The organism is Burkholderia sp. MSh2, from assembly GCF_000731655.1.
GTDB lineage: Bacteria > Pseudomonadota > Gammaproteobacteria > Burkholderiales > Burkholderiaceae > Burkholderia > Burkholderia paludis.
In genome coordinates, this window is the sequence record NZ_JPGM01000037.1 from 41,304 (window position 1) to 53,729 (window position 12,426).

Annotated in this window: 7 protein-coding genes; 6 read left to right on the forward strand and 1 reads right to left on the reverse strand. The window is 68.8% G+C overall.

What is annotated here, in order from left to right:
* Window positions 1–73 precede the first annotated feature (73 nt).
* Window positions 74–2,518: a mechanosensitive ion channel domain-containing protein gene (locus GQ57_RS23435; RefSeq protein WP_034199147.1), complete on the forward strand. Its 2,445-nt coding sequence runs from the start codon at window positions 74–76 to the stop codon at window positions 2,516–2,518.
* 27 nt (window positions 2,519–2,545) lie between these two features.
* Here GQ57_RS23435 and GQ57_RS23440 read toward each other — a convergent pair whose 3' ends face one another.
* Entirely contained in the window at window positions 2,546–3,367 is an 822-nt protein-coding gene (locus GQ57_RS23440) for a CerR family C-terminal domain-containing protein (RefSeq protein ID WP_034199148.1), read from the reverse strand.
* A 92-nt stretch (window positions 3,368–3,459) separates the two neighbouring features.
* Here GQ57_RS23440 and GQ57_RS23445 point away from each other — a divergent pair, with 92 nt between their 5' ends.
* From GQ57_RS23445 to GQ57_RS23465, 5 genes are all read left to right on the forward strand, one after another.
* Window positions 3,460–4,581, forward strand: a complete 1,122-nt coding sequence (locus GQ57_RS23445; RefSeq protein WP_031400636.1) for an HlyD family secretion protein — start codon at window positions 3,460–3,462, stop codon at window positions 4,579–4,581.
* A complete protein-coding gene (locus tag GQ57_RS23450; protein ID WP_031400635.1) occupies window positions 4,574–6,160 on the forward strand; it encodes an MDR family MFS transporter in 1,587 nt (528 codons plus the stop codon). Before GQ57_RS23445 ends, GQ57_RS23450 begins: the two co-directional genes overlap by 8 nt.
* A gap of 13 nt (window positions 6,161–6,173) precedes the next feature.
* Entirely contained in the window at window positions 6,174–7,661 is a 1,488-nt protein-coding gene (locus GQ57_RS23455; protein WP_034199149.1) for an efflux transporter outer membrane subunit, read from the forward strand.
* Window positions 7,662–8,457: 796 nt separating this feature from the next.
* The gene (locus GQ57_RS23460; RefSeq protein WP_031400633.1) at window positions 8,458–10,290 is read left to right on the forward strand and encodes a S53 family peptidase; all 1,833 of its coding nucleotides are present in this window, start codon (window positions 8,458–8,460) and stop codon (window positions 10,288–10,290) included.
* 428 nt (window positions 10,291–10,718) lie between these two features.
* Entirely contained in the window at window positions 10,719–12,419 is a 1,701-nt protein-coding gene (locus tag GQ57_RS23465; protein WP_034199150.1) for a DUF3300 domain-containing protein, read from the forward strand.
* Window positions 12,420–12,426: the final 7 nt, after the last annotated feature.

Below are 12,426 nucleotides of genomic sequence, written 5' to 3' on the forward strand. Positions count from 1 at the left end.
GCGATCATGTTAACTTCCGTCCATCGTTCAGCCCGGCGGGCCGCGCCCCGATGCGCGCCCGCATGCCCACTCCATGCGACATTTCCTTCTCGGCTGGCTGCTTGCCGCCGTCGTCTCGGCCGCCCACGCGGCCGCCCCCGCCCCCACGCCGGCCGCCTCCGGCGCCGCGCCCGCACTGACGCCGCAACAGGCCCGGCAGGCACTGGATGTGCTCGAGAATCCCCGCGATCGCGCGCAGGTCGAAACGACGCTGCGCGCGATCGCGGCCGTCGGCGCGTTGAGCGCGCCCGCGCTGGCGGCGAGCGGGCCGGCCGCCGCCAGCGGCGCACCGGCGGCGGCCCCCGCCGCGCTCACGTCGAACGGGCTTGCATCGATGCTCGTCCGCCAGGGCTCGCGGTGGGCCACCGAAATCGGCGGCGCGCTGAAGGAATCGCTGCACTCGCTGCTCGACGTCGGTTCGGTCGGAAACTGGTGGCATGACAAGCTGGTGCGCGCCGACGCGCGCGCGGATCTCGCGCACGCGCTCTGGCTCATCGTCGTCGTGCTCGCGCCCGCGCTCCTCGTCGAATGGTTCGCGAAGCGGCTGTTGCGACGCGCGCTGGCCACGGTGGCCGCGCGGCGCGCCGACACGTCGCGCCGCGCCGCGCCCCGTTCCGGCCCGGCCGGCAACGGCAACGCAGCGCCGCCGGACGCACCGGCCGCACCCGGCGCGTCGAACGCCGCGCCCGCGTCGTCGCAAGGCCGCGGCCACGCACGACGCCACACCACGCTGCTGCACCGGATGCCGCGCGCGCTCGTCAGCCTCGCGCTGCGCACGGTGCCGCTGCTGGTGTTCGTCGGCGTCGCGAGCCTGACGATGTCGGCGATCGGCGACGCGGGCACCCCGGTCGAATCCGCGCTTGAAGCGCTGATCGACATCTACGTGATCTGCCGGCTCGTCACGATCGTCAGCCGGCTGTTCTTCCAGCCCGATGCGCGGCAATTGCGCTTGCTGCATGTCAGCGACGCAGGGGCCGGCTTCGCGCAGCGCTCGATCGCCCGGATCGTGATCGTGGTCGGCGCCTGCACGGCCGCCGTCGAGATCGCCGCGAACTTCGGCCTCAGCGAGGCCGGTCACGTCGCGCTGCTGAAAGCCGTCGCGCTCGCCGCGCACCTGATGGTCTCCGCGTTGATCCTGACATGCCGCCGGCCGGTCGCCGAGCGCATCCGCGCGGCCGGCGCGCAACGTCCGGCCTTCGCGATGCTCGGCAACGCGCTCGCGGACGCATGGGCGCCCGTATCGGTATTCGTCGTGATGGCGCTCTGGTTCGTGTGGGCGCTCGACGTCCACAACGGCTACCGCGTGCTGATCACGCTCGGCGGCCGCTCGATCGCCGTGATGATCGCCATGCGGATCGTGTCGATCGTGGTGTTCGGCGCGCTCGCGCGGCTGTTCCAGGGCAGCGACGAGGATCGCACGCTCGTCCATCTGCACGCATCCCGCTACTACCCGCTGCTGCGCCAGATCGTGTCGGGCGCGATCGGCGTCGTGACCGTCGTGCTGCTGCTGCAGATCTGGGGCGTGCCGATCTTCCGCGCGTTCGAAACCGGCACGATCGGCCACCGGCTCGCGTCGGCGCTCGTGACGATCGCGATCGCGGCCGTCGTCGCGCTCGTCGTATGGGAAGCGGCGAACATCGCGATCGAGCGCCGCCTGCAGCGCTGGACCCGCGAAGGCAATCTCGTGCGCGCGGCGCGGCTGCGCACGCTGCTGCCGATGCTGCGCTCGCTGCTGTTCGTGATGATCGCGCTCGTCGTCGTGCTGACGGGCCTCAGCCAGCTCGGCGTGAACGTCGGCCCGCTGCTTGCCGGCGCGAGCATCTTCGGCGTCGCGCTCGGCTTCGGCTCGCAGAAGCTCGTGCAGGATTTCATCACCGGGATCTTCCTGCTGATGGAAAACGCGATGCAGGTGGGCGACTGGGTCACGCTCGCCGGCGTGTCGGGCACGGTCGAGTACCTGTCGATCCGTACCGTGCGGCTGCGCGCGGGGGACGGGTCGCTGTACACGATCCCGTTCAGCTCGGTGACGACCGTCAACAACACGAATCGCGGGCTCGGCAATGCGGCCGTCAAGGTCAGCATCGCTTACGGCGAGGACATCGATCGCGCGATCGCGACGCTGAAGGAGATCGGGGCCGCATTGCGCGACGATCCGGCCTACCGCGACGGCATACTGTCGGACTTCAGCTACTGGGGCATCGACCAGGTCGACGGCGCGGCGCTCGCGCTGGCCGGACAGATGCAGTGCACCGACTCGACGCGCTGGAGCGTGCAGCGCGAATTCAACCGACGGATCGCGGAGACGTTCCGCGAGCGCGGCATCCGGATCGCCGATCCGCAGCGCAGCGCCGTCACGTACGCGGGCGGATCGCAGCCCGCCGGCAACCGCGACAGCGGCGGCAACGACGTCAACGGCCCGGCTGCCGCGACGGCATCCCGGCCATCGCCGAGCGCCGAACCGGAACGCAAGCCCGGCTGACCGGCCGGAACCGGCGGCCCGCCGCGCTCAACCCTGGGCAGGCTTGTTCGCGCGCCGCGCGCCTTTGGCGGCGGGCTTCGCCGCGCCCCCCTTCGCCGTGCGTTTCGCCACGGCGCTCGCCCCCCGTCCGGGGCCGGCCTCCGGCGCGCCGCGCCGCGCGTGCCATTGCTCGAGCAGCAGGCGCGTCTGGTCGGCGATCGTCCCGCTCAGCAAGGCCGCGCGCTCGCCGTCGAATGCGTCCCATTCGAGCAGTTGCAGCGCCGAACGCTGCGCGATATGGAACACCGTGATCTGCCCGAACAGGCTCAGCGCACGCAACCGCGTGACGGGATCGTCGGCGGCCCGCCCCGAGATCCGGCCGATCAGTTCGGCGCTCACGTCGTTGAGCGGCTTGCGCATGCGCTGCATCAGGATCTCGCTCGCGTTCGCCGGCTCCTGGCCGCCCTGCTCGCGCGCGAAGAACATCCGCTGGTTCATCGTCTTCGGCGACGTGAACATCCGGTCCGACAGCGCGCGCAGCAGCCCGATGAACGCGTCGATCAGCTCGTCGACCTCGGCGTGCGCATCGAGCACCGCCCACGCGTGGGCGACCGCCGGCGCGAACACCTCCCAGCCGTTCTCGGCGATCGTCTCCACGCACGCGCGGTAGACGCCTTCCTTGTTCTCGAAGTAGTACTGGAGCGCCGGGGCGTTCACGCCGGCCATCGCGGCGATCTCGCGCGTCGACGCACCCGCGAACCCGCGCTCGCCGAACAGCTCGATCGCCGCCTCGATGATCCGCTGGCGCGTTTCGTCCCCGCGCGCGTAGCCGCCCGCCGACGTGCGGCGCAGCTTCTTCGCTTCGTTCATGCCTTCCTCGTCATTCGATCGACAGACATTCTACTTGACACAATTTTATCAAGTGGAATAATTCTTCCACTTGGAATAATTTGGATGCCCGAATGTCGACGCCACAAGACCCGCCACAGAAAGCAGATCGTCAGGAAAACGGAACAACGCCGCGCAACGGCAACGGCTCGAAGCGGCGCATCCTGCTCGTCGCGGCGGTGCTCGCGGCGATCGGCGGCGCCGTCTGGCTCGGCCGCTGGTGGACGGTCGGCCGCTTCATCGAAAGCACCAACGATGCATACCTGCAGGCGGACAGCATGACCGCCGCGCCGAAGGTGGCCGGCTACGTCACCGACGTCTACGTCCGCGACAACCAGCCCGTGAAGGCCGGCGACCCGCTGGTGCGGCTCGACGTCCGCCAGTACCAGGTCGCGCTCGCCCAATCGCTCGCGACCGTCGATGCGCGCCGCGCGGACATCGCGCGCGCCGAAGCGGACATCCACCAGCAGCACGCGAATCTCGAACAGGCCGACGCCCAGTCGAAGGTGTCGCAGATCAACGCGCGGCACGCGAGCGACGAATACGCACGCTATGCGCCGCTCGCGGCGACCGGCGCCGAAACCCACGAACGCGTGGCCGACCTGAAGAGCACGCGCGACCAGGCGCAAGCGACGCTCGCGGCAAACAACGCGTCGGTGGCCGCCGCACGCACGCAGATCGCGTCGTTCACCGCCCAGCTCCAGCAGGCGCGCGCGCAGCTGGAGGCCGCCCAGGCCAGCGCCGCGCAGGCGCAGCTCGACCTCGACAACACGACCGTGCGCAGCACGCTCGCCGGCCGCGTCGGCGATCGCACCGTGCGCGTCGGCCAGTACGTGCAGCCCGGCACGCGCCTGCTGACCGTCGTGCCCGTCGACTCGATCTATCTCGTCGCGAACTTCAAGGAAACGCAGATCGCCAACATGCGCATCGGCCAGCCCGTCGCGCTGCACGTCGACGCGCTGCCGGACGGCGCGCTGTCGGGCGTCGTCGACAGCTTCGCGCCCGGCACCGGCGCGCAGTTCGCACTCCTGCCGCCCGAGAACGCAACCGGCAACTTCACGAAGATCGTCCAGCGCGTGCCGGTGCGCATCCGCCTCGCCGCGAACGCCCGTGCGCAGCACATGCTGCTGCCGGGGTTGTCGGTCACGGTCGACGTCGACACGCACCCGGCCGGCGACGGGCAGCATCATGGCTGACACACCCGCCACCACCCCCGCGCCGCCGCACGAAGGCCGCGCAAGCGTGACCGACTGGATCGCGGTCGCGGCCGGCGCGCTCGGCGCACTGATGGCGACGCTCGACATCTCGATCACGAATTCGGCGCTGCCGCAGATCCAGGGCGAGATCGGCGCGACGGGCACCGAAGGCACGTGGATCTCGACCGGCTACCTGATGTCCGAAATCGTGATGATCCCGCTCGCCGCGTGGCTCACGCGCGTGTTCGGGCTGCGCAATTTCCTGCTGACGAATTCGGCGCTGTTCATCGCGTTCTCGATGATGTGCGGCTGGTCGCATTCGCTGCCGATGATGATCGCCGGCCGGATCGGCCAGGGCTTCACCGGCGGCGCGCTGATCCCGACCGCGCAGACCATCATCCGCACGCGGCTGCCGCTGTCGCAGTTGCCGGTCGGCATGACGCTGTTCGGCCTGATCGTGCTGCTCGGCCCGCTGTTCGGCCCCGTGCTCGGCGGCTGGCTCGCGGAGAACGTGAACTGGAGCTGGTGCTTCTTCCTGAACCTGCCCGTGTGCCTGCTGCTGATGGGGCTGCTGTGGTTCGGGCTGCCGTCGGACCGCCCGCAATGGAGCACGTTCTTCAACGCGGACTGGCTCGGGATCGCCGGCCTTGCGATCGGGCTGAGTTCGCTCACCGTCGTGCTCGAGGAAGGCCAGCGCGAACGCTGGTTCGAATCGCAGATGATCGTCACGCTGAGTCTCGTGTCGCTCGCCGGGATGATCCTGATCGCGCTGTCGCAACGCTTCGCGAAGCGGCCGATCATGCGCCTGTCGCTGATGCGCAACCCGCGCTATGCGAGCGTGATCGTGATCGTGTCCGCGGTCGGCGCGGGGCTGTATGGCGTGTCCTACCTGCTGCCGCAGTTTCTCGCGATCGTCGCCGGCTACAACGCGGAACAGGCCGGCGGGATCATGCTGCTGTCGGGGCTGCCGGCCTTTCTCGTGATGCCGATCCTGCCGCGCCTGCTCGGCAAGGTCGATTTCCGCATTCTCGTGATCTCGGGGCTGCTGCTGTTCTGCCTGAGCTGCATGCTGGACATCGGCCTGACCGCGCAGAGCGTGGGCCATGACTTCGTGTGGTCGCAACTGATCCGCGGCGTCGCGCAGATGCTCGCGATGATGCCGCTCAACCAGGCCTCGATGGCGGCCGTCGCGCGCGAGGACTCGGGCGATGCGGCCGGGCTCTACAACATGGCGCGCAACCTCGGCGGCTCGATCGGGCTCGCGATCATCGGCACCGTGATCGACCGGCGCACGACCTTCCATACGGCCGCGCTCCGCGAATCGGTCACCGCCAACTCGCTGATCGGGCAGGACCGGCTGTCGGCCTATGCGGCCAACTGGTTCACGCACACCGGCGACCTCGCGTATTCGAACCTGCGCGCGCTCGGGCAACTGGCGCAGCAGATCCAGGTCCAGGCCGTCGTGATGACCTACTCCGAAACCTTTTACCTGCTGGGCCTCGCACTGCTCGCCTGCGTGCCGCTCGCGTTGCTGCTGAAAACGCCGCGCGCACCGCAGCCGATGTCGTCCGGCCACTGAACCGTCTGCCCAGATGAAACCCTTTGCCCTGCCCCGCCGCCCTGCGCTCACGCTGTGCGCAGCCGCCTGCCTGCTCGCCGGCTGCACGGTCGGCCCCGACTACCGCGGTGCGCCGGCGGCGCCGGATGCGCCGACGTTCGTGCGCGCGCCGGCCGCCGGCGTCGATACCGCCGCGCCCGCGCCGAGCGCGTGGTGGCATGCGCTGAACGATCGCCGGCTCGACGAGCTGATCGCCGCAGCGCTCGTCTACAACCCCGATCTGCACGCCGCGCAGGCGCGCCTGCGCGCATCCCGCGCGCAGCTCTCGCAACAGCGCGCGGCGCAGTTGCCGAAATCGTCGGCCACCGTCGCGGCCGTCCGCATGCGCGAACCGGACCTCAGCGCGCTCGGCTCGCTGCTGCCGTCGAACAGCTCGAACGCGTCGGGCGGCACGTCGCCGTCGCTCGGCGGCTCGGGCCCGCTGCAGCTCTATTCGGCCGGCTTCGACGCGACCTGGGAAATCGACCTGTTCGGCGGCACGCGCCGTGCGGTCGAGGCCGCGTCCGCGCAGGCCGAGGCCGTCGACGCCGATCTCGCCGATACGCAGGTGTCGATCGCGGCCGAGGTCGCGAATGCGTATGTCGACCTGCGCGACCAGCAGCAGCGGCTTGCGCTGTCGCAACGCACGGCCGAACTGCAGCAGAAGATGCTCGAACTCACCCGGCAGCGCCAAGCGCGCGGCGTCGCGGCCGATGCGGACATCGAACGCCTGACGACACAGGTCGAGAACACGCGCGCGTCGCTGATCCCGCTCGACGCGCAGGTGACGGAATCGCTCGACCGGCTCGCGATCCTGACGGGCCAAGCGCCGGGCGCGCTCGACGCGGCGCTGTCGACGCCGGACGCGCCGCTGCCGACGCTGCCCGCCAGCATCGCGGTCGGCGATCCGGCCACGCTGCTCAAGCAGCGTCCCGACGTTCGCGCCGCCGAGCGCCGGCTCGCGTCGAGCAATGCGCAGATCGGCGAGCACGTCGCCGACTACTTCCCGAAAGTGACGCTGCTCGGCGATCTCGGCTTCAGCGCGACGGACCCCGGCCATCTGCTCCGCAAGCAGAACTTCACCTGGGTCGGCGCGCCGTATCTGCAATGGAACCTCCTCGACTTCGGGCGAACGCGCGGCGCCGTGCGCGCGGCCGAGGCGTCGCGCGACGAGGCGGAAGCGAACTACCGGAAGGCGGTGCTCGGCGCATTGCAGGACGCCAATACGGCATTGCAGCGCTACGGGCACCAGCGCGAACACGTCGTGGCGCTCACCAGGGTCAGCACGTCGGCCGTGCACTCCCGTTCGCTGATGGACGAGCGCTATCGCGCCGGCGTCGCGTCGATGATCGACCTGCTCGATACGCAGCGCGAAGCGCTGTCCGCGCAACAGAACGTGATCGCCGGGCAAGCCGAACTGATCAAGGATTACGTGTCGCTGCAAAAGAGCCTCGGGCTCGGGTGGCAGGCCGGCGCGAGTTGACGGCGCCCGGCCGCCGACGCATGCGCCGGCGGCCGTCGCGCCAACCCGGCGCTGACGGGCCCCGCGCATCGGAAACGAACCCGCTGTCGCACGGCGCCGGATCGACATGCCGGGCCCGATCTTGACGCTCCGGCGCGCGCCGACGAACCGAGTGTCCATTCGAACGCCACCGGCCCATTCCGGAACGCAGCGGAAATGATCGGGCTGCCGAATCCGGCATTACTTTCCTTTTCGGTTCCGAACATTACAAATTACATCCAATCTTTTCAAAAACATTTCACTTATTCGATTTAATTTAATTTCATATAATCAAAAAAAGTTTGACACTCTGCTTTCGTTCTTGATACCGTCCAATGCACGCAATCAGACGAATTGCCTGCTACGCAATCGATTTCGCGCTCCACGTTTTTTCGCTTCCGCCGCACCGAAGTCCTCGCCGCCGGCCGTATTGCTCGCGCGCCGGCGCATGCAACATTCCGATGCATCACATTGGACGGCTGCCATCCGGCAGCGGGCCGAAGGACCGAACAAGATGAGCAGGACAACGAAGCTTTTGCTCTAGCACTTCCGCCCGCGTCATGTCCGGCGCGCCTGCCCCGCATCGCGGCGCAGCTCTCCCGTTACCGTGTTTTCCGCATTTCGCCCCGGGAAAAAACCGCTTTCCCGATCGGGCGGAAGGCCCTGTCGCATCCGTGCCATCCGCACGCGTGCGACAGAAAGCGGCGGTGCACGATCCGCACCGCTGTCGACCGTTGTTGTTCGTGCCGTTCGATGTTCAACCGGAGGGGTAATCCAAATGAATCAGGTTGCATACAAGAAACACAAGCACATTCGCATCGTCAGACTCGCTTTCGCCGCCGCCGCGGCTGCATCGTTCGGCATGGCGACCGTCCATGCCGCCCCGGCGGCCGGCTGGACTGAAACCCGCACCAAGGGGTTCCTGCCGCTCGTGCAGCAGAACGAAGCCGGCGCCGCCGGCGCGCCTGCCGCGAGCACGGCGGCGGCCGCCGCCGCGGCAGTCGAACTGGCGCCCGGCGAATCGGTGGACATCGTGCTCGGGCTGAACCTGCGCAACGAAACGCAACTCGACCAGTATCTGCACGATCTGCGCACGCCCGGCTCGCCGCACTACCGGCAGTTCCTCACGCCGTCGCAGTTCGCCGCGCAATATGCGCCGACCGACCAGCAGGTCGCCTCGGTCGTCGCGCATCTGCGCAAGGCAGGCTTCGTGAATATCGTGGTCGCACCGAACCGCCTGCTGGTATCCGCGTCCGGTACCGCGGCCACCATCAAGTCGGCCTTCCGCACGACACTCAAGCGCTTCACGCACAACGGCCGCAGCGTCTATGCGAATGCCGACGCCGCGCAAGTGCCGAATGCGATCGGCGGCATCGTGGGCGCGGTGCTGGGCCTGCAGAACGTCGAGCTGATGCATACCGGTGCGGGCAGCAAGCCGCAAGGCAACACCAGCAACCTGACGATTCCGGCGGGCGCCTCGGCGGTGCCGCACAACCCGACCGAGTTCTCGTCGATCTACGGCGGCGACGGCACGCCGACCGCCTCGCAGACCACCGTCGGCATCATCTCCGAAGGCGACCTGTCGCAGACGGTGAGCGACCTCAACACGTTCGCCGCGAACAACGGCCTCGGCACGATCAACAGCAGCATCGTGAAGACGGGCCCGTCCGGCAGTTCGTACACCGACACCGACGGGACCGTCGAGTGGAACCTCGACAGCCAGTCGATCGTCGGCTCGGCCGGCGGCAGCGTGAAGCAGGTCGTGTTCTACGTCGCGCCGTCGATGACGCTCACGGCGATCACCGCCGCGTACAACAAGGCCGTGACCGACAACGTCGCGAAGGTGATCAACGTGTCGCTCGGCGTGTGCGAATCGTCCGCGAACAGCACCGGCTCGCAGGCAACCGACGACACCATCTTCAAGCAGGCGGTCGCGCAGGGGCAGACCTTCTCGGTATCCGCCGGCGACCATGGCGCGTACGAATGCGCGGGCGGCGCGCCGTCGCGCTCGACCTACACGGTGAGCGAGCCGGCAACGTCGCCGTACGTCATCGCCGTCGGCGGCACGACGCTGTTCACGAACACGTCGACCAACGCGTACAACAGCGAGATCGTGTGGAACGATCCGAGCTGGCAGTCGGGCACCGTGTGGTCGACGGGCGGCGGCTACAGCAAGTACGAAGCCGCGCCGTCGTGGCAATCGTCGAGCCTCACCGGGTCGACCAAGCGCGCGCTGCCGGACGTCGGCTTCGACGCCGACCTGCGCACCGGCGCCATCCTCGTCGTGAACGGCCAGACGTCCGACACGCTGTGGGGTTCGGGCTACCTGAACAACGAAGGCGGCACGAGCCTCGCCGCGCCGATCTTCACGGGTATCTGGGCGCGGCTGCAGTCGGCGAACAACAACGCGCTCGGCTTCCCCGCGTCGAGCATCTACAAGTACTTCCCGTCCAACGCGGCACTGGTGCACGACGTCACGTCCGGCAACAACGGCAGCGGCACCTACGGCTACAAGGCGAAGGCCGGCTGGGACGCGACGACGGGCTTCGGCAGCGTCAACATCTCCAGGCTGAACGCGTTCATCCAGGGCACGTCGGATTTCGCGCGCTGACGAGCCGATGACCGCCCCGGTTCCGGGCATGCGCGGTTGCGCACGCCCGGAACCGCACGCAACCGCGTAACCGACCCGCGATGGCTGCCCGGCCATCGCGGGTTTTCTGCATGGCGCCGCCCTGCCGCGCGGCATCCGGTGCAGCGCCCCGGCCTTGCAATCGTTGCACAAACAACTTTCATGTGGCTTGTCCAGGCGGCGCCCTGCCGCTTACGGACTGCAAGGTACACACTGTTACATAACACCCGACAACCTCCGCGCGTGTCGTGCGTTTTACTGGATATATCGATTCGTCGCGGGACGGCCACCCCACGAACACGACCGCTCCAGCCGAAGCATCCTCGACGCGCGGACGGTCGTGGCACAGTGCCCGGGCCGAACGCATCGCCCCGCGCCTGCCAACGCCGACACACCATCGAACCCACCACATGAAGAACGCACACCGCCCTGTCCGCACCCTGATCGCATCGTCCCTCATCGTGTCCCTGCTCGGCCTCTCCGCCTGCAACAAGAGCGGCGACAGCAGCGCGGCCGCCGCAGCCAGCGACGCGAGCGTGGCCGCGGCGGCGCAACCGGCGTCGACGCCCGTCGCCTACACGCCGCCGACCGCCGACCAGCTCTACCAGATGGTCGCGCCGATCGCGTTGTTCCCCGACAAGCTCGTCGCACTGGTACTGGCGGGCGCAACCTATCCGGACCAGGTCACGGCCGCCAACAACTGGGTGACGCAGAACCCGTCGCTGAAGGGGCAGGCACTCGCCACGGCCGCCGACACGCAACCGTGGGACCCGTCCATCAAGGCGTTGACCGCGTTCCCCGCGGTACTGTCGCAGATGGCGTCGAACCCGGCCTGGACCACGTCGCTCGGCCAGGCCTACTACAACGATCCGACCGACGTGATGAACGCGATCCAGGTGATGCGCCAGCGCGCGCAGACCTCCGGCCACCTCCGCTCGGGCGGCCAGTTGCGGGTCACGCAAGTCGCGCAGGCCGCGCCGTCCGGCTACACGCCGGCCGCCGATGCGCCGGTGCTCTACACCGGGCCGGCGATCGTGCCGCCGCCCGTGCAGGCAATCGAGATCGAATCGGCGCAGCCCGACCTGGTCTATGTCCCGTCGTACAACCCGACCGTCGTCTATGGCGAACCGGTTTCGGCCTACCCCGGCTATGTGTATCGGGCGCCCGCATACAGCACCGGGGAAGTCGTTGCCGCCGGCGTGATCACGTTCGGCGTGGGCATTGCCGTCGGCGCCGCGATCTTCGGGCATCACGACTGGGGCTGGCATGCATGGGGCATGAACTGGGGCGCGCCGCGTCCGGAAGGCCCCGGCTGGAACGGCGGCTGGCAACGCCCGGCCGTGGTGTACAACCACACCACGTATGTCACGAAGTCGACCACCGTGATCAACAACATCACCAACATCCGCAACACGCGCATCACGAACAACTACGGCGGCAACGTCACCAACAACACGACGAACACGACGATCGAACGCAATACGGTGCAGCCGGGTGCGGAAGCAATGCGCGGACAGGCCGCGGAACAACGCCCGGGCGCCGCGCCGATGAGCATGCCGCACTTCACCGCGAACGACACACGCCCCGGCGCCCGCCCAACGCCTGACGCATTCGCGCAGAACCGCGCGAACGAGCCGCGTGCCGAGGCGCCGGCGCAGCACGCGCCCGGTGCGACACAAGAGGCGCGACAGCAGGCGATGCAGCAGGAACGCGCCGCGCAGGAAAACCGCGCGATTGCGCAACAGGAACAGCAGCAGCAACAACAGCAGCGCAACGAGGCCATGCAGCAACGCGAGGCCGCGCAACAGCGCAACGAGCAGCAACAACGCGAGGAGGCGCAGCAGCGCAATGCGGCCCAGCAGCAGCGCGAGGAGGTGCAGCAGCGCAATGCGGCCCAGCAGCAACAGCACGAAGCCATGCAGCAACGCAACGAGGCCCAGCCGCCGATGCACAAGGAGGCGCCGCCGCGCAACGAGGCGCAACCGCAGGAGCACGCGCAGCCGCCGCGGCAACCGGCCTCCGAGCACGAGCCTGCGCCGCATCCGCGCCCTGCCGAGCCGCATCCGGAGCATGAGGCTCAGCACGAGCCGCATGAAAACCACGCGGAGTGACAGGCGC

Bases quoted from the DNA above. Each gene is read 5' to 3' on its own strand.
- GQ57_RS23435 (WP_034199147.1), top strand. From the start codon at position 74: ATGCGACATTTCCTTCTCGGCTGGCTGCTTGCCGCCGTCGTCTCGGCC.
- GQ57_RS23440 (WP_034199148.1), bottom strand. From the start codon at position 3,367: ATGAACGAAGCGAAGAAGCTGCGCCGCACGTCGGCGGGCGGCTACGCG.
- GQ57_RS23445 (WP_031400636.1), top strand. From the start codon at position 3,460: ATGTCGACGCCACAAGACCCGCCACAGAAAGCAGATCGTCAGGAAAAC.
- GQ57_RS23450 (WP_031400635.1), top strand. From the start codon at position 4,574: ATGGCTGACACACCCGCCACCACCCCCGCGCCGCCGCACGAAGGCCGC.
- GQ57_RS23455 (WP_034199149.1), top strand. From the start codon at position 6,174: ATGAAACCCTTTGCCCTGCCCCGCCGCCCTGCGCTCACGCTGTGCGCA.
- GQ57_RS23460 (WP_031400633.1), top strand. From the start codon at position 8,458: ATGAATCAGGTTGCATACAAGAAACACAAGCACATTCGCATCGTCAGA.
- GQ57_RS23465 (WP_034199150.1), top strand. From the start codon at position 10,719: ATGAAGAACGCACACCGCCCTGTCCGCACCCTGATCGCATCGTCCCTC.